General features: G+C 60.0%; 19 protein-coding genes and 1 tRNA gene. 11 read left to right on the top strand and 9 right to left on the bottom strand.

The genetic code is table 11. From position 1 onward, the window contains the following. The first annotated feature begins 151 nt into the window (after positions 1 to 151). Entirely contained in the window at positions 152 to 1,060 is a 909-nt protein-coding gene (locus tag E9677_RS03815) for a hydrogen peroxide-inducible genes activator (protein ID WP_136556738.1), read from the top strand. On the opposite strand, the gene E9677_RS03810 is transcribed toward E9677_RS03815, so the two are convergent. Then, positions 1,047 to 2,009 carry a helix-turn-helix domain-containing protein gene (locus E9677_RS03810; protein ID WP_136556737.1) on the bottom strand — a complete coding sequence of 321 codons (963 nt, stop codon included), beginning with the start codon at positions 2,007 to 2,009 and terminating at the stop codon, positions 1,047 to 1,049. The two genes, E9677_RS03815 and E9677_RS03810, sit on opposite strands and share 14 nt — an antisense overlap. Positions 2,010 to 2,055: 46 nt before the next feature. Here E9677_RS03810 and E9677_RS03805 point away from each other — a divergent pair, with 46 nt between their 5' ends. Next, entirely contained in the window at positions 2,056 to 3,267 is a 1,212-nt protein-coding gene (locus E9677_RS03805; protein ID WP_136556736.1) for a serine hydrolase domain-containing protein, read from the top strand. A gap of 233 nt (positions 3,268 to 3,500) precedes the next feature. Here the strand turns inward: E9677_RS03805 and E9677_RS03800 are convergent, their stop codons facing one another. From E9677_RS03800 to E9677_RS03790, 3 genes are all read right to left on the bottom strand, one after another. After that, a complete protein-coding gene (locus E9677_RS03800; RefSeq protein ID WP_136556735.1) occupies positions 3,501 to 4,577 on the bottom strand; it encodes an SH3 domain-containing protein in 1,077 nt (358 codons plus the stop codon). 77 nt (positions 4,578 to 4,654) lie between these two features. Next, positions 4,655 to 5,830, bottom strand: a complete 1,176-nt coding sequence (locus tag E9677_RS03795; protein ID WP_205910097.1) for a DUF5677 domain-containing protein — start codon at positions 5,828 to 5,830, stop codon at positions 4,655 to 4,657. Between the two features lie 107 nt (positions 5,831 to 5,937). Further along, positions 5,938 to 6,492 (bottom strand): recombinase family protein, encoded by a 555-nt coding sequence (locus tag E9677_RS03790; protein WP_328591121.1) that lies wholly within the window; start codon positions 6,490 to 6,492, stop codon positions 5,938 to 5,940. Positions 6,493 to 6,650: 158 nt separating this feature from the next. Here E9677_RS03790 and E9677_RS03785 point away from each other — a divergent pair, with 158 nt between their 5' ends. Next, the gene (locus E9677_RS03785; protein WP_136556734.1) at positions 6,651 to 7,223 is read left to right on the top strand and encodes a hypothetical protein; all 573 of its coding nucleotides are present in this window, start codon (positions 6,651 to 6,653) and stop codon (positions 7,221 to 7,223) included. 130 nt (positions 7,224 to 7,353) lie between these two features. Here the strand turns inward: E9677_RS03785 and E9677_RS03780 are convergent, their stop codons facing one another. The 5 genes from E9677_RS03780 to E9677_RS03760 form a co-directional block, all read right to left on the bottom strand. After that, positions 7,354 to 8,178 (bottom strand): hypothetical protein, encoded by an 825-nt coding sequence (locus tag E9677_RS03780; protein ID WP_136556733.1) that lies wholly within the window; start codon positions 8,176 to 8,178, stop codon positions 7,354 to 7,356. A 74-nt stretch (positions 8,179 to 8,252) separates the two neighbouring features. Beyond that, entirely contained in the window at positions 8,253 to 8,762 is a 510-nt protein-coding gene (gene rnhA / locus E9677_RS03775; RefSeq protein ID WP_168801110.1) for a ribonuclease HI, read from the bottom strand. A gap of 362 nt (positions 8,763 to 9,124) precedes the next feature. Beyond that, positions 9,125 to 9,379: a hypothetical protein gene (locus tag E9677_RS03770; RefSeq protein ID WP_136556732.1), complete on the bottom strand. Its 255-nt coding sequence runs from the start codon at positions 9,377 to 9,379 to the stop codon at positions 9,125 to 9,127. A 137-nt stretch (positions 9,380 to 9,516) separates the two neighbouring features. After that, complete coding sequence (locus tag E9677_RS03765) at positions 9,517 to 11,139, bottom strand: DUF6538 domain-containing protein (RefSeq protein WP_136556731.1); 1,623 nt, start codon at positions 11,137 to 11,139, stop codon at positions 9,517 to 9,519. A gap of 80 nt (positions 11,140 to 11,219) precedes the next feature. Then, positions 11,220 to 11,294 (bottom strand) — tRNA-Thr (locus E9677_RS03760). 154 nt (positions 11,295 to 11,448) lie between these two features. Between E9677_RS03760 and E9677_RS03755 the strand changes: the two genes are divergently transcribed. The 8 genes from E9677_RS03755 to E9677_RS03720 all read left to right on the top strand — a co-directional run bounded on the left by E9677_RS03755 (position 11,449) and on the right by E9677_RS03720 (position 17,088). After that, positions 11,449 to 11,763 carry a hypothetical protein gene (locus E9677_RS03755; protein WP_136556730.1) on the top strand — a complete coding sequence of 105 codons (315 nt, stop codon included), beginning with the start codon at positions 11,449 to 11,451 and terminating at the stop codon, positions 11,761 to 11,763. Positions 11,764 to 11,889: 126 nt separating this feature from the next. Further along, complete coding sequence (gene murA, locus E9677_RS03750) at positions 11,890 to 13,182, top strand: UDP-N-acetylglucosamine 1-carboxyvinyltransferase (RefSeq protein WP_136556729.1); 1,293 nt, start codon at positions 11,890 to 11,892, stop codon at positions 13,180 to 13,182. Positions 13,183 to 13,319: 137 nt separating this feature from the next. Continuing rightward, the gene (locus E9677_RS03745; protein ID WP_136556728.1) at positions 13,320 to 13,757 is read left to right on the top strand and encodes a DUF2948 family protein; all 438 of its coding nucleotides are present in this window, start codon (positions 13,320 to 13,322) and stop codon (positions 13,755 to 13,757) included. Between the two features lie 68 nt (positions 13,758 to 13,825). Beyond that, the gene (gene hisD, locus E9677_RS03740) at positions 13,826 to 15,124 is read left to right on the top strand and encodes a histidinol dehydrogenase (RefSeq protein WP_136556727.1); all 1,299 of its coding nucleotides are present in this window, start codon (positions 13,826 to 13,828) and stop codon (positions 15,122 to 15,124) included. Positions 15,125 to 15,127: 3 nt separating this feature from the next. After that, positions 15,128 to 15,601, top strand: coding sequence for a UPF0262 family protein (locus E9677_RS03735; protein ID WP_136556726.1), 474 nt, complete (start codon positions 15,128 to 15,130; stop codon positions 15,599 to 15,601). Positions 15,602 to 15,663: 62 nt separating this feature from the next. Further along, positions 15,664 to 16,068, top strand: coding sequence for an arsenate-mycothiol transferase ArsC (locus tag E9677_RS03730; protein ID WP_235882866.1), 405 nt, complete (start codon positions 15,664 to 15,666; stop codon positions 16,066 to 16,068). Positions 16,069 to 16,210: 142 nt separating this feature from the next. Beyond that, entirely contained in the window at positions 16,211 to 16,429 is a 219-nt protein-coding gene (gene infA, locus E9677_RS03725) for a translation initiation factor IF-1 (protein WP_004435948.1), read from the top strand. 38 nt (positions 16,430 to 16,467) lie between these two features. Beyond that, positions 16,468 to 17,088 carry a Maf-like protein gene (locus E9677_RS03720; RefSeq protein ID WP_136556724.1) on the top strand — a complete coding sequence of 207 codons (621 nt, stop codon included), beginning with the start codon at positions 16,468 to 16,470 and terminating at the stop codon, positions 17,086 to 17,088.

The following is a 17,088-nucleotide window of genomic DNA, read 5'->3' as shown; positions in this document are numbered from 1 at the left end:
CCGCCTGATCCGTCGTCCGCTTGTTCCCTGTCGAGACAAGCTGGAGAACCGCACCATTCAGGTGGCTCCCCGACAACTTCTGGAATTGTTCTAGCAAAGCGGAACGATTAATGTAAGTTGGAAAATATGATCAGTTCCATAGGATTAGGTTATGATCAATTTCACCCTTCGGCAGCTGCGCTATTTCGATGCGCTGGCGCGGCATGGTCATTTCGGGCGAGCGGCCGAAGCATGCTCGATATCCCAGCCTGCCTTGTCTGTGCAGATCAAGGAGCTTGAAGAGGCCCTCGGCGCGGAGCTCTTTGAGCGCGCCGCACGCCAGCTGCGCCTCTCGGCCTTTGGGGAGGAGTTTCTGGTTCGGGTGCGCGAGATCCTGCGTTCGGTGGATGAGCTGGGCGATCTTGCCCGGGCGCACCGCCGGCAGCTGGTCGGGCGCCTGCGCATCGGTGTCATCCCGACGGTCGCTCCCTATCTGCTGCCCGGAATGATCTCGGCGCTGACCCGCGAGAATGCCGATCTCGACATCCATGTCCGCGAAACCGTAACGCCGAAACTCTTGCAGGAACTGGCGGAAGGCCGCCTGGATACCGCGATCGTCGCCTTGCCGGTCTCCGAGCCATCGCTCACCGAGATGCCGCTGTTTGAGGAGAACTTCGTGCTCGTCCGCCCGAGGGCGGATGCTGACAAGCCCGTCCCAAGCCGCGACATGCTGCGCGAGATGCGCCTCTTGCTGCTAGAGGAGGGGCATTGTTTTCGCGAGCAGGCCCTATCCTTCTGCGACATGGGTTCGGTGCGTCCGCGCGAGATCCTCGATGGCAGCTCGCTCTCGACACTTGTGCAGATGGTCGGCGCAGGTATCGGCGTCACGCTGATCCCTGAAATTGCCATGCCCGTTGAAACACGCTCCGCCGATGTGTCCATCGCCCGCTTCGAGGACCCGCAGCCATCACGAAAGATAGGCATGATCTGGCGCAAGACGAGCCCGATCGCCAAGCAGTTGACGGAAGTCTCCGATGTGGTCCGCAAGGCCGCTGCCGATTTCGGCGTCAGCTTGCCTTGAGCGTTTCCCGCGGATGGCGGCCGAAGAAAGAGGCATAATCACCGGAGAAGCGGCCGAGGTGGAAGAAGCCCCAGCGCGTGGCAGCCCGGGTCACGGTCAGGCCGCGAGACCTCGCCCTGAGATCACGGTGAACGCCGTTCAACCGCGCCATCCGGTACCACCGATCAGGGGCTTGTCCGAAAGCGGCGAGCGTTGCCGCCGCAACTTCACTTTGTGCAAGGCGCCAGCGTTCGCAGAGCGCGCCGAAGGTCTCGGGGATATCGTCCACCTCAAGGAGCGCGCGTTCGAGTTGGCTCACTAGGTCGATCGCAGCAGACCGGCTGATCCTCTGGCTGGGCGAGGGTGAAAAAGCGCCGGCACAGCTTGAAAGGCGCATCAGGAGAACCTCCTCCAGCGCAGCCGCCGCTGATGCGTCGAGCTCACCACCAGTTCGCGCCTGGCCGAGGAGGCAAAGTAGCCAGTCGCGCAGTAATTCATCCTCCGCCCGCAGCCTTCTCGACTGGATGACGGATTCTTTCGTATCGAGAGCGAGCAAAGAGGCGGGCATTTCCACATGCAGGAGTTCGCTACCGCTGCCGGGCGCAACGAGCAGATGGGTCAGCCCCTGCCGCATGGCGATGACGGCCTCCGTCTCGCACCGGCCATCGACGCGCCAACCGCCCTCTGATCGAAGCGGGAAGAACAGCGACACCCGCCCACCGGGACTGATCGTCTCCTGTCCGATCGGAAGATTGATGCGGTCGCGCGTGATGGTGACCTGTCCGATCGAAAGCGTTTCCGACACCGCCGCATAGCGGCCCCGCCCCAACTGGTTGCTGGCGATCTGCCATCCTCCGACGGCGCCCGCCTGTTCGGTGACGTCTTCGAACTCCTGGCTCCGATAGGACCATGCAGCTCCTGCCCAATTATTGAGCGTATCCCGTGAAGGGACCTGGATAGAGTGCCCCATGCGCTTCACCTAGTTTGTATGTCTTGCGAACAAAGGAGGAGTTCTCATGAAATCGAAACTAGCCTGTTCCGTCGGCCTCGCCCTGTCAATCTCGAGCACTGCCATTGCGGCTGAACCGTCGCGCTGGGAGACGCCGACGATGATCAACGGTCGGGCCGCCATGCTCATGCCGGAACTGAACTACCTGACATTCCAGCACATGTATCAGCTCTTCGCCACGCGGCCAGTGGCGGCGGGTGACGCCAAGAGAGAATTGCCGCGCGAGGAGCGTGACATCGGCGACAGCTTCGTCTTCGAAGGCAAGGAGCAGGGGCTGGAGGCCTTCCTTGAAAGCACGGGGACAAACGCGCTGCTGGTCATCAAGGACGGAAAGATCGTCAAGGAGATCTACCGTAATGCCAGCGGTGAGCGGACCCGCTTCATGTCCTTTTCCATGGCCAAGTCGATGCTGGCGACGATGATCGGCATCGCGGTCTCCGAAGGAAAGATCAAAAGCGTCGACGACAAGGTCGTCGATTACCTGCCTGACTGGAAGGGCACGGCCTATGCGGATGTCACGATCCTCAATCTCCTGCGCATGCGCTCCGGCATCGACTGGAAGGAGATCTACGAGTTCGGCAGCGAGACCCAGCTCACCAAGGTCCACGACAACTCGCTGGTCGGCTACAAGTATCGCTGGTGCGACTATGCGCGCAACGAGGCAAAGCCGCTGAACGAACAGGGAAGCACCTTCAACTACTCGACCCTCGATACGTCCGTTCTTGGCTGCATCCTGGAAGCAGCGACCGGCATGAAGGGGGCGGACTATATGAGCGAAAAGATCTGGAAGCCGGCTGGCATGGAAGCGCAGGCCTTCTATGTGCTCGACGGTTCGGACGCGGTTGGTCGCGAATTCTACGGTGCCGGCTTCAATGCCACCCTTCGCGACTACGGCCGCTTTGGCCTGATGATGCTGGAAAACGGCAAGGTCGGGGAAACGCAGGTCGTGCCGCGAGACTGGGTCGAAGCCTCTACAATTGCCCCGGCCGATTCCGCCGTGGTCGATCCTGAGGTGGGTTATGGCTATGGCTACCAGTGGTGGACCATCAGCGGCTCGGACGCCTATTCCGCCGTCGGCCTATACAATCAGTTCACCTATGTCGATCGATCGAACAACGTGGTGATCGTCAAGCTCGCAGCCCCCGCGAGCCCGCTCGGCTACGAGCGCGAGAACCTGGACTTCTTCAAGCGCATCTCGGAAACGCTCGCCAAGAACTAGCCAAAGCCGGACGCGCCAACGACACCAAGAGCCCGGTCGTCGCCACCAATCGGCGGCCGGAAGCGCGCTTTGGAGCGATGAAAGGAAAGACAAAAAATCCAAGGGGATGGAATGGTGCTGCTAGAGAGATTTGAAGTCAAGCATCTAGCGTGAAACATGCTGGAAACGCTGGTGAAGCGCTGGCGGGTTCGAGGGCGGTGTGTACCAGTCGCGTGCATCAGGGTCAAGTCGGGTTAGTCACGTACTCCCTGCATTCCATCTGCCTTTGGGCCGTCGATCCGCAGAAAATTTCGGTAAACCCACCCATGTACAAACGCGTCTGAGAGGGCATCGTAAAATTTGATGTGTGCCCAGCCGTCCTGCATCTCGAGAAGTTCAACCGGCTCTCGCGGGCCAAGGCGATCAATCATCTTCGAAGAGCTACGGGGAGCAGACCGCACGACGACCCCGCGCGATGTAACCGCTATCGCGCCATGAGTGGGCAACCCCTCGACAGTGCTGTTGAGCTCAGTAAGTTGTACAGCGATCGAGTTGAGAGCGTCGAGGGTCTGTTGTTGGTCGGCCTTGCCGTCCGTCCAGACGTGGTAAGTTAAAATCAATGCAAGAAGCGCAAAGATGTTATTCAATGCTTGGGCTTCGAAAACGGATTGCGCACCTCTCAGCCGAATTGCGAAGACGCTGATCAGCCGTTTCAAAGCAAGGTGGAACGCCTCCTCGGTATGCTCGAAGCTGCTTTCCATCTCGATGCATTGGATGCCTTGCAGCAAAATGGACCCGCCTTGACCAGAAAGCGCTGCAAAATTTTCTTCATCATGTAAAGCATGCGCTGCCATAGCTTGAGCCAGCACGCGAGAGCTGATGCCCAAGTTCCCGTTTCCAAAAGCATCGAAGTTGATGGCACTCGCCACTTGATGCAGCGAGTCCGCGACGGTTCTGCCAAGCGCTTCGAATTCCTGGATCGCCGAAATCTGCACCACAAAGCGTTTTTCATTTCCAAGCGCTGTCGCGAGTGCTGTCATGGCGCTGTTCATTTCTGCCTGGAACTGAGCAATTCCATGACTGGCCGCTAACAGTTCGCCAACTTTCAAGCCTGCGGTTGACGCTTGGAAAGCCGACATTAATTCGCGCGTAGGTGAAAGGGCACGGGCAAGTTCATCATTCAAACGAGTGATGCCTCTTGCCGCCTCAGACACCGCGCTTGCTGGGCTAAAGGCACTTTTCATCAAGTCCTGGTGGCGACGCGCTGCCTGATCTAGTTCGGCAAATGCGCCTCCTGCCGTGATGGAAGAAAATGGGGATTTCGTAGGCACCGTTTCCTCCCAGTATCTCAATCGTTCGGCAATGCTAATGGTTGAGATGTTCGATAGCCAGCACGACTTCAGAGGCGCTAACCTATGAATTTGATCGTTGCGTCGGCGTGGTCCACTTTGATCATGTATGGACGATCCTCCAAAGCCGACAAGTCATTTTCCGTTGCTGGCTTTCCATTGAGCAGAAACCTCCAATAGTATGGGTCAAACCATTTCAGGGAGGTCCCCGTTTCTTCATCTTCCACCCGTTCCAAAACTAACTCTTCACCAGGTAGCCGGAGATAGCGAAACTGATAGCTTGTTTCGGAAAGCCTCTGGATTTCAAACTTCATGTCGTCGCTAACCGGCACGATTGTGCTTCCGCCAATGTCCAGGGCATCTGTCACCTCCGCTTCGGCTTCATCATCAAAGGTCGGGTATTCAGGCTCCTCTGTCATATCGTCGAACAAAGCCGAGAATTCATCGCGCGTAGCGGTCAGTAGAACCGACGCGAGTGAGAGGCAGAGCGTCGAGTAACCCTCTTCAACAGGGCTAGGCAGACCGCGTCCACGTTCAGGATTGTCGCCGCCCATTCGGTAAAATGACATCGGCAAGCTGTGCACATGGGCCGAGAACAACACGTATAGCCAACGGAAAGAACCAATCGCGATGCCTGCGCGTTCCGCAATCTCTTCGAGGGGAAAGAGATAAGCGGTCTGGCCATGAAGCAATTTCTTGTGCCGCTTAGGGTCCAAGTTCGTGAAAAAGGAGTTCGCGCGAAGTCTGTCACGCAACTCGTCTGCCTGGACTCTGAAACCCTCAACCTCTTCCGTAGCGCCTAATGCCTCAAACAGCCTTATCCGACTGCAACAGTCGTGCAAGTTAAACAGGTTCCAGCGGCAATACCATTCATCCTCGGTGCATTGCTCGCGACACAGGTAGAAATATGCAACCCGGATTTCGACCATCGTGCGGACAATGCCGGTCAAAGAGGAATAGTCCCAGTGCTCGATCAACTTGCTCGCCCAAGGCGAGTGTGGTGCCAAGTTCACCAAGCTTACCCCTCGGGTGACTAGGGCGGTGAAGAGCACTGATGCAAAGAAGTGCGCAGAGGTAGGCGATGGAAGCCCTCCAGCTCTTTTTGAAACGTACATGCAGTCTCGCACAACGTTGTCCAGAACGCTCAGCGCGTGAATGTACTCCTCAGAAGGCTCTGGTCCAATATTCGAGGCATCGAGAACATCGTCCATGGTGAAGCTCTCATCGCCGCTCACTTGATTTCCTTCCCCGCTCCCAGTGCTCACCAGCTGAAAACGAATAGACACCCCAACGAACGCTGACGCAACCAAGAAGGATGACGCGTAGCCCGAACTATCTAGGGTTATGCCGATTTGTGGGTTTGCTCGACTACGCGGTAAACAGTTGAGCGCGCCACATTGAACCGCTTCGCAACGGCGATAGGCTTTTCTCCCGCAGCTAGCGCTGCGAGGATAGCTTCACTATCCACGGTCACGGGACGGCCCTTGTAGCGGCCCTCCTCCTTCGCCTTGGCGATACCTTCAAGCTGCCGTTCCTTCCTCAGATCGGTTTCAAACTCAGCTATTGCGCCGAGCATCGTGAACATGAGCCGTCCTGTGGGAGTGCTGGTGTCGATGTGTTGTTCTGTCACAACAAGATCAACGCCTTTTGCCTGTAGCTCCTGTGTGATGGCATGAAGGTCGCTCACCGAGCGGGCCAAGCGGTCAAGTCGCGTGACCATCAGGGTATCCCCTTTCCGCGCGAAGCGGATGGCCTCAGCAAGCTTGTCGCGGCCCTCACGGCTCGTCCCGCTGGCTTTGTCGATGAACAGCTCCTCTGCCCCGTGGCGGCTTAGGATGTCCACCTGAGCAGCTTCGTTCTGGCCAGTGGTGGAGACGCGGGCATAACCGATTTTCATGATGAGCAATCCGTCCGATAAGGTCTAAGATGCAATCGGAATAGTGTCCGATAGCCCCAATGTCAACCCATATCGGACACTGTTGGATCGCTCCCTGCTGTCCGACAAGGGTATACCCAAAATGGACAGCGAACACGATCGGTGCCATCTTGTGTTCCATGACCTCGTTCACCCTCGACACCAATTGCATCATCGACGTTGACGAAAGCCGCCCAGCGGCACCGAGCGTTCAAGCTCTGCTTTCGGCCTGGGCGGTTGGTAACGTCGACCTTGCACTCGTTGCATCCAGCGCTTCGGAACGCCAACAGGGTGGCTTGTACCTCTCGAACTTCGAAACGTTCGATCAAAGACGCAACGCGCTAGGCTTCGGCGGTATCCCACTGCTTCCGTCAATGGCACGCTGGAACCTCTCCTTTTTTGGGCAGTCCCTTTACGGTTCACCCGAGGGTTTGGAACGAGAGGCGTTGATCTACGGTGCACTCTTCCCGTCGTCTCCGTTTGAGTGGGCCGATTATGCACGAGCGAAGGGAGTAGCTGTCGATGACCTTGGCAGCAGTGCGCATGCGCGTTGGCGAAATCAGATACTTGATGCGCAAGCTCTGTGGGCTCACGATCATGCTGGACGTCAGGTGTTCGTAACCAGTGATCAACGCCTCTGGGTTCTGAACGATCATCCTGACTTTCCGCGCATGGTGATCAGGCCTCCAGAAGACGCGGTCACTTTGATCTAACCCCTTGGCACCTGGGGCACGGGGGACGTTGCGTCGAGCCGCATGATCGATTGCCGCCTCGTAGATTTTCGCCAAAAAATAGGCGGTGAGGCTGGGAACTGTGTATGGGGAAATTCCCCAGCCTCAAGGATCAAAAGTCGGCGTCTTCGGGGTGCTCGGTCGACGTCTCAAGGTCCAGACCTGGAATGGTGCCGTCCCACTCTTCTCGCGCTAGATCGGCCTTAAACGACCGCAGTAGCCGCCCGAGCCCCTCAGTGAACCTGCTCCTGTCCGGGCTTCCGCCTTGTTCAAACAGGCACCGTCCCGCAAGCAGCCAAGCGTCCATAGCGTGAGCGACGACCACGACCGGTGGCGGCGGTCCATCGCCACCCTCTGTGGCTTTCTCCGGCTCCATCATTCTTGCCGCTTCAGAGGGGAAGTCCGCCTTCATCCAAGCGATAATGGTCTTGTGGTCCCGGCCCATGTCCTTGCCGATGTCACGGTAAGAGCGGAACTCGTCCCCTTTCCTGTGGCGGCCTGCTTTGACATAGGCGGCAAACACCCTTCGGCTTTCCCTGGGCCTCAACTGCAGTCCGTGGGTGGTGTTCGCAAGGGCCGCCTGGAAGCGTGCCTCCGCTTCCGTAAGGGAAACGAACGTGGCCTGCGCGGTCATGCTCGCTGGACTGCCCCTTAATCGTGCCTCGGCTGCCAGGGCCTCCAGGACGGTGAAGCGGTGGTGGCCATCCAGCACGATAGGGAAGGTCTCATCTCCCTCCACAAAAGCAAGCGCAAGGGGCGGCAACTCAGTCCCGGCACGATAGGCTGACCGTATGCGGTGCATGTTCTGCTTGTCGAGCCGGTCCCTGACTTGCATGGTGGGGTCTATGCGGATGTCGGAGAGGTCGATCTCGAACGGGCCGATAGGTCGCCCTGGAGTCGCTTTCTCAAGCTTCTTTCGAATGGCTTCAATTCTCATCAGTGTTCCTTGCGGTTGTCGCATGCAGATGGCTTTCCTGCGTCTAGAGAGCGCTGTCGTTTGTCGTGAGGGGCTTACCGTTCGCCGCGAAGAAAGCGGGCAAGAGCGCGTTTCGCGAGGGCATCGGCTCGCTCGTTATCTGTGTCGCCAGAGTGCCCTTTGACCCATGTCCAGGTGACGTCCCGGTGCTCGACGAGTTCGTAGAGCTCTAGCCAGAGTTCCCGGTTTTTCACGGGCTGACCCGATGCCGTTCGCCAGCCTCTTGCCAGCCATCCCTCTCGCCATTCGGTCATGCCCTTGATCAGGTACTGGCTATCCGATTTGACGGTGACCGGAATGGTCCGGTTCTTGAGGAAGCGCAGCGCGTGTATCGCCGCGAAAAGCTCCATCTCGTTGTTGGTGGCAGCCTCCTGCCAGCCCGACAGCTCCTTAGGCTGCCGATGAAGAACATTCCCGTCCCAGGAGAGCAGTCGCGCGCCCCAGCCACCAGGGCCGGGATTGCCACTGCAAGCGCCATCGGTGGCGATCTCGTAGCGTCTGTTACATGAGGGGGAGGTCGGGGCGGTATTGTTGATCTCAGGCATCGAATTCCTTGTGGGGCTTGAACGCGAAAACGCCCCACCTCGGCTTGAGGCAGGGCGTCGATATGGGTTTCGGCCGGTGCCGACCCCGCCCCCTTGGCTGTTCTCCTAGGGGGTGGGATAATCCGCATGGCTCTTTGGGGGTGGGGTAATCGGTCCGATTGGTCAGTGCACGGCGGCGAACGCGCTCCAGCCAGCCCATGCCGCCAAGGCCCAGCACGCTAGTCTGATCGGGAAAGCGAGAGGTGAGAACCGGAGCAGCACCGACATGGACTGACTACTCCCGCACAGGAAGCCGTGGACAGCCCCCACAAGACCGTTTGTGATTATATAGGCAGCTAGCCCGGCAAGAATGGCGAGCAGCATCAGCGAGTCCCCTCGGTGGAAAGAGTGCCCTGCAGCCGACCGGCGAACAGATGGACTGTGCCTGTCTCGTCTTGTTCGATGCCGAGACCGACCGATACCTCCCGCCATTCAATCCAGAGGCTGCGGCCTGCGAAAGGGGGATGGACGAAGAGGCCATTGCCGACGAACGCGAAGCGCCGCTTGAAGCCGTCTGAGATGTCCATTGCGAGGTTGTAGAGAGCCTGAGTGCTCAGGGCAGTGATTGAAGAACGCATGAGTTATCCATTCGAGAAGAGGTTGAGACATCGGGCTGGGAAGCCCCCGAACGGACGCATGGACGCGGCAGGTCGCCGACCAGTGGTTGGGTCGGAGCTGAAACCCGATGCCGCACATGAGCCCGTCACGGGGCTCCTCAGGCATCGCGCTTACTCTCCAATGGAATTGCCGGGACCTTGCGCATCTGGTCGGCGAGGCCGGGGAGCATGGCTTGGCTCTTGCCGTAGCCTTCGCTGGATTTGCCCGTGGCACGCCCGGTCATGTAGTTGCGAGCTGCGTCACTGACCCCACCATTCATGCATAGGTCTTCGAACAGGTGTCGCCACCCGTGGCTCGGTGCGAGTTCTTTACGGGTGAGCCCGACCTTTTCCCGCACCCATTTTTGAACCGTCTGGGTCGAGGAGGGTATGAAGAGCCGCACCTCACTCTGCGGTGGGTAGGTGCCTACGAAATCAAGCAGCCCCTCTTGAACGAGCGCCGGGTGGATCGGGACAATACGCTCGCTCGTCCGGTTCTTTAGAGTTTTGCCCCCTGTTGTGGTAAGGCGGAAGAACCAGTCATCTTCGAGTTGAAAGAAGTTCTTGGGTCTCAACTGCGCCACTTCGTTAATCCGCGCGCCAGAATAGGCACACAGCCAGGGGAGCCAGCGGGTCTCGGCTCTTGTTTGGCGCCTCGCAGCAAGCAATACTGTCTGCGCTTCTTCAATCGTGTAGGTGATGGCATCACTCGCGACGGGCTTGAACGCTGGAGGTTTGACAACGTCAAGTGGATTTCCGGTTGAGTACAGCTCACCGAAGCTATGCTGACGAGCCCATTCCAGAACAGTGCGGAGGTTTTGCAAGCGCTGTTTGATTGAGTTGTTCGACAATCTTCCTTCGTCAAGCATGGCCTGCTTCCAGTCGTGCGCTTCTCGCGCTGTGACCATGGTCGCATCGTCGCTGCCACGAAAAATCCGGAACCCTTCGGCGGCGCCCCGGAACTTGTTCACGGTCGCGTCCCGCATTGGCATGCCATCTTTGCCCGCCGACCGTCTGCGGACTTCCTCATCTATCACAGAGGTAAAGGTGGCGGCGGTAGCGGCTTCGTGCTTTGGGTCGGCAGTTGTGGGCGAGCGGTTTGGAGCCGGAGCGTATTCGGGGTACTTGGTGCTTACTCCGCCGTTCGAGTAGTCCCCATCGGCCTTGGCCATATTGACCACCGCAGCTTCGTCCAGTGCTTGCGCTACATGTTGCAACAACTGGGGGCGTTGCTCGGGCGAGATGGAGAGGCCCTTCTGAGCCAGCTTGATGTCTACGAAGCTCCCGAACCGCCTTTCCATGTCCTGCGCGATTGTCTCGGGAGTGGAGATCTTGAGCGGATTGGACTGGCCGACTGTTGCCCGCTGGTTCTTTACCAGAACGTGCGCCCACATCTTGGCAGTTCCGGGCTCATCATCGAATGCAGATACGAAGGTGCCACGGATTTCTCCAGCCAGCGCCAACATCTGCTTGTGGGTGAGTGCTGCCGGGAACGAGCGCATTGCCTCCCAAGCTTGCCCAAGCGCGGCGTAGGCCTCACCAAAGCGCGTCTTCGCTGCTGCTGCGTCGTTGGTCTCCAAGGACAGCTTGACGGCGCTCCCTACCTTCACAGGTCGCCAGACGCCGTCCACAGGGAGGTGAATGGTTCGACCGGGGGCGATTTTCAGTAGGTCTTTGGGAACGCGGACGCGAAGGTAGAAGCGTCTGCTGATGAGGACAGGTGAGGGCATTACGAGGCTCATTGTGTACCGCCGCTGTGTACCAGTGGGACGGCCAGACCTCAAGCAAATCCAATATGTTCTGCAAATCCAAGGGGATGGAATGGTGCTGCTAGAGAGATTTGAACTCTCGGCCTCTCCCTTACCAAGGGAGTGCTCTACCCCTGAGCTATAGCAGCATCTGGCGGGCGACGCGTTTGGTCGGCCCGGAACGAGGCGCCTATTGCCATAGAGTTTCGGGCAGCGCAAGCCGTAAAGCGTTTGGGCGGCCAAGTTTTGTGACGGGGTCCGAAAGGACTTTTCGATTTTTCTTCGATCGGATATCACCCGCTGATGACGAATGACCCGGAAAACAAGGGCGAAGCGGATGATGGTGTGCTCGAGGGTACGCCGCTCGCCGATCGTGGAAAACGTACGCTGTCCGATGCTGAGGCGCGCCGGCGCGAGCGGGCGGCGGCGAAGCTGCGGGAAAATCTGGCTCGCCGCAAGCAACAGTCGCGCGCACGCCGCGCCGGCGAAGCCGAAGATGGTGTTGGGCTGCCGGCCGCGCGTCCGGTGTCGGTGGAGGTGATTGCAGAAGGCGAGGGGCGTGACGGAGTGTCGGACAATTCGACGCCTGCCGCAAATTCGTCCAAACCCGGTGATTAACCGAGCGTTGCAGCTTCAATTGAACCATCCGTTCTTTTCGTCTAAAGAGCCAGCCTCGCCGGATTGGCTTCCCCTCACACCTTCTCAAGGAAAGGCGGGCATTTCTCGCCCGTATCGCAGGCTCTCATGGATCGCATCAGGATTGTTGGTGGCAATGCGTTGAACGGGATCATCCCGATCTCGGGCGCCAAGAACGCAGCGCTTCCCCTGATGATCGCCTCGCTTCTGACGTCCGATACGCTGACGCTCGAAAACGTGCCGCATCTGGCAGACGTTGAAGGCCTGATCCGCATTCTCGGCAATCATGGCGTTGATATCGCCGTCAACGGCCGCCGCGAACACCAGGACGGCTCCTATTCGCGTACCGTGCATTTCACCTGCCGCACGGTGGCTGATACAACGGCACCGTATGAACTCGTGTCCAAGATGCGCGCCAGTTTCTGGGTCATCGGCCCGCTGCTTGCCCGCGAAGGCCAGGCCCGTGTTTCGCTGCCAGGCGGCTGCGCTATCGGCACGCGTCCGGTCGATCTCTTCATCGAGGGCCTGACGGCTCTCGGCGCCGAGATGGAAATCGACGGCGGCTACATCAATGCCAAGGCCCCGAAGGGCGGCCTGATCGGCGCCCGCTACACCTTCCCGAAGGTATCGGTCGGCGCGACCCATGTCATGTTGATGGCGGCATCGCTTGCCCGCGGTACGACCGTGATCGGCAACGCCGCCCGCGAGCCTGAGGTTGTCGATCTCGCCAACTGCCTGAACGCCATGGGTGCGAAGATTTCAGGCGCTGGCACCTCCACCATCACGATCGAGGGCGTCACCAGCCTCTCGGGCGCGCGTCACCGCGTTCTGCCCGACCGCATCGAGACCGGCACCTATGCCATGGCCGTTGCCATGACCGGCGGTGACGTGACGCTTTCGGGCACCGACATCACGCTCCTCGACACGGCCATTGAGGCTATCCGTCGCGCCGGCGCCGAAGTTTCGGCCGTTGAAGGCGGCATCCGCGTCATCGGCCATGGCGATCAGATCCGCCCGGTCGATATCGTGACCGAACCTTTCCCGGGCTTCCCGACCGACCTGCAGGCGCAGTTCATGGGTCTGATGACCCGTGCGAATGGCGTGTCGCATGTCACCGAGACGATCTTCGAGAACCGCTTCATGCATGTGCAGGAACTGGCCCGCCTCGGCGCCAAGATTACGCTGTCTGGCCAGACAGCCCGCATCGAAGGGGTCACCCGCCTGCGCGGCGCCCCGGTCATGGCAACCGATCTGCGCGCCTCGGTGTCGCTGGTGATCGGCGGCCTCGCGGCCGAAGGCGAGACCATGGTCAGCCGCGTCTACCATCTCGACCGCGGTTTCGAACGACTGGAAGAAAAGCTCACCCGCTGCGGCGCCATCGTCGAGCGCATCAGCGACTGAGCCCTTGGCTCGGTCGCACTCTTACAGCGATACGGGGCGAAAAGTCTTTTTGCCCCGTTGCCACTGGACAAGCCGCAACCTATGTCGAAAACATGAAATTCGACGGGCACCGCCGAAAGGCGATACTGTGAGGTGACATGACGGACTTGAAGCTGCTGGCGCTCGATGCCGATGATCTCGCGATCATCTCGGCCCATATGCAGGACGCCGTGTTCAAGGTCGGTGACCTGACCTTTTCGGCCCGCTCGGGCCTGTTTTCTCTCGCCGCCAACCGCTTCGTCTGGGAAAAGGCGGCACGTGCGACGAAGAGCTTCGAGCGCCGCCGCGCGGCCCTCAGCTTCAAACGAGTCGAGGCCGTGCGCTCGATCGGATTTGATCGGGCCAAGGCTGACGAGGTGATGAGCCTTCTCGCGATCCGTTATGTGCCGAAGGGCGAGGGCCCGGATGGCGTGGTGGAACTCCTTCTTGCCGGCGGCGGCACGATCGCGCTTGAAGTGGAATGCATCGAGGCTCAGCTGGCTGACACCGGCGGCGCCTGGGAAACGACGGCGCGTCCGGAGCACGAGGCGGGCTGAATCGGCTTGTGACGCCTGTTTGTCGCGGCGTCATCGAATTGGAAATGCTTAAGAGGGAAATACGGGGCGTGGCAATCTGGCTGGATCAGGCATCGGGAGATTTCGAGGCGCGTTTTGCCGCCTTCCTGACGACCAAGCGTGAAGTCTCCGACGACGTCAACGACGCGGTGCGCAAGATCATCGACGACGTGCGCGCGCGCGGTGACGCGGCACTTGCAGACTATTCCAGGCGCTTCGACGGCGTCGATTTCGCCACGGTTGCCATGCAGGTCACCCAGGACGAGATTGCGGATGCGCTGGCTGCAACTGCGCCCGAACTGATTGACGCGTTGAAGCTCGCGGCTGAACGCATCGAGCGCCATCATGCGCGACAGATGCCGAAGGACGACATCTACGAGGATGCAATCGGGGTCGGCCTCGGCTCGCGCTGGACCGCGATCGATGCCGTCGGCCTCTATGTCCCGGGCGGCACCGCGAGCTATCCGAGTTCGGTGCTGATGAATGCACTGCCGGCCAAGGTGGCCGGTGTCCCGCGCGTCGTCATGGTCGTTCCCGCCACCGGCGGTGCCATCAACCCGACTGTGCTCGCCGCAGCCAGCATCGCCGGCGTCACCGAGATCTATCGTATCGGCGGTGCCCAGGCGATTGCGGCCCTTGCCTATGGCACGCAAACGATTGCCCCCGTCGCCAAGATCGTTGGCCCCGGCAATGCCTATGTCGCCGCTGCCAAGCGCCATGTCTTCGGCACCGTCGGCATCGACATGATCGCCGGTCCCTCCGAAGTTCTCATTATTGCCGACAAGGACAATGATCCGGATTGGCTGGCGGCCGACCTTCTCGCCCAGGCCGAACACGATCCGGGTGCACAGTCCATCGTCATCACCGATGACCGTGCCCTGGGAGAAGCCGTGGAGGCCGCCGTCGAACGGCAGCTGAAATCCCTGCCGCGCGCGGAAACGGCCTCGGCCAGCTGGCGGGATTTCGGCGCGATCATCAAGGTGGCGAAGCTCGAGGATTCCATTCCGCTCGCCAACCGCATCGCCGCAGAGCATCTCGAACTCGCAGTCGACGATCCTGAGCCTCTGATTTCGGGCATCCGCAATGCCGGCGCGATGTTCGTCGGCCGCCATACGCCGGAAGTGATCGGCGACTATGTCGGAGGATCCAATCACGTCCTGCCGACGGCACGATCCGCACGCTTCTCCTCGGGGCTAGGGGTGCTGGACTATGTCAAGCGCACCTCGATCCTGCGGCTCGGGCCGGAGCAGTTGCGCAAGCTGGCACCGGCGGCGATAGCGCTCGCGAAATCGGAAGGGCTCGAAGCCCATGCCCGCTCCGTCGCCATCCGCCTCAATCTTGGGGACTAGCAAATGGCGGCGGGCGAATTCCGGCTCTCAGATGTCGTGCTGGACGAGACCATCGGGCGCTCGACGCCTGATGTCGAGCACGAGCGGGCCGTCGCCATCTTCGACCTGATCGAGGAAAACACCTTCGAGCCGGCTGGGCATCCCGGCGGCCCCTACAAGCTCTTCCTCTCGCTGGTCGACCGAAAGCTGGTTTTCTCGATCAAGACCGAAACCGGCGAAGACGTCGCCGTCCACATCCTGTCGCTGACGCCCCTGCAGCGGATCATCAAGGACTACTTCATGATCTGCGAAAGCTATTATGAAGCCATCCGCTCCTCGACGCCGTCGCAGATCGAGGCGATCGACATGGGACGCCGGGGCATTCACAACGACGGCTCGCAGACGCTGATGGACAGGCTCTCGGGCAAGATCAAGATCGACTTCGACACCGCCCGCCGTCTCTTTACCCTGGTCTGCGTGCTCTATTGGCGGGGCTAGGGCCGGTGACCGAGGGGGCAAAGGAGAGCCGCCGCGCCTCGCGGCCCGGCGCGATCCTGTTCATGTGCGGCCAGAATGTTATTCGCAGCCCCATGGCCGAGGCGATCGCCAAACAGTCCCTGCCATCCGGCACTTGGATTGCCTCTGCCGGCGTCAAGAAGGGCGAGCGCGATCCTTTCGTCGATGTCGTGCTCGACGAGATCGGCCTCTCGCTCGGCCGGCGCCAGCCGCAAACCCTGGAAGATATGGCGGATGACTATTTCGATCTCGTCATCACTCTGACACCGGAAGCCCATCACGCGGCACTCGAACTGACGCGTTCGTCTGCCGTCGAGGTCGAATACTGGCCGATGCCGGATCCGACGGTCGAAACCGGCAGTCGAGAACAGCGGCTCACCGCCTATCGAGACGTGCGGGATCGCCTGACGAAGCTGATCCGGGACAGGCTGGTTCTGGCCCCGGATTAGGGCCGGTTTTGCCCCTCTTGAAACAAAATCCAAAAGCCGAATCTACAAGGTTCACAAATGCCGGGCGATTGTGTAGTTTCCGCCCACATTTTCGGGGCCCGTCGTGCGCTCCCTTTAAAACCCCAGGAAAGACAACAACTCTATGGCTAAAGAAGAAGTCCTCGAATTCCCCGGCGTCGTCACGGAACTGCTGCCGAACGCGACCTTCCGCGTGAAGCTCGAAAACGAACACGAAATCATCGCCCACACCGCCGGCCGCATGCGCAAGAACCGCATCCGCGTTCTCGCCGGCGACAAGGTTCTGGTCGAGATGACCCCTTACGACCTGACCAAGGGCCGTATCACCTACCGCTTCAAGTAAGCCTTGGCCTTTGACGTGAGGCTGAGGAGCGCGTTCGGATGGAATTGAGACAGAAGCTGATTTTGGCCTCCGGGTCGCCGCGCCGCGTGGATCTCCTCAAGCAGGCGGGCATCGAGCCCGCACGCCTGATGCCGATGGATCTCGACGAGACGCCCAAGAAATCCGAACATCCGCGCTCTCTCGCCCGTCGCTTGTCTGCGGACAAGGCAGGTGCGGCCTATCAGCAGGTCCGCAAGGATCTGACCTGGGGCGGAAGTTACATTCTGGCGGCCGACACCGTGGTCGCCGTTGGGCGCCGCATCCTGCCCAAGGCGGAACTGATGCAGGAGGCCTCTTCGGCGCTGCATCTTCTCTCCGGCCGCAGCCACTGGGTCTTCACCGGCGTCTGCCTGATCGCCCCCGATGGCAAGCTGCGCCAGAAGATCGTCGAGACCAAGGTCCGCTTCAAGCGGCTCTCCGGCTATGACATCGAATGCTACCTCGCGTCAGGCGAATGGCGTGGCAAGGCCGGCGCCTATGCCATCCAGGGCATTGCTGGAAGCTTCGTACAGAAGATCGTCGGTTCCTACACCAATGTCGTCGGCCTGCCGCTCTTCGAGACGCTGCAGATGCTCTCGGGCGAGGGCTACGACGTGCACACAGGCTGGACGGAGGGCTGA

Origin of the sequence: Peteryoungia rhizophila, assembly GCF_004912145.1 — a bacterium.
GTDB classification, from domain to species: domain Bacteria; phylum Pseudomonadota; class Alphaproteobacteria; order Rhizobiales; family Rhizobiaceae; genus Allorhizobium; species Allorhizobium rhizophilum.
Note: the sequence above shows the minus strand (reverse complement) of the source record. Positions and strands in the feature narration are given on the sequence as shown.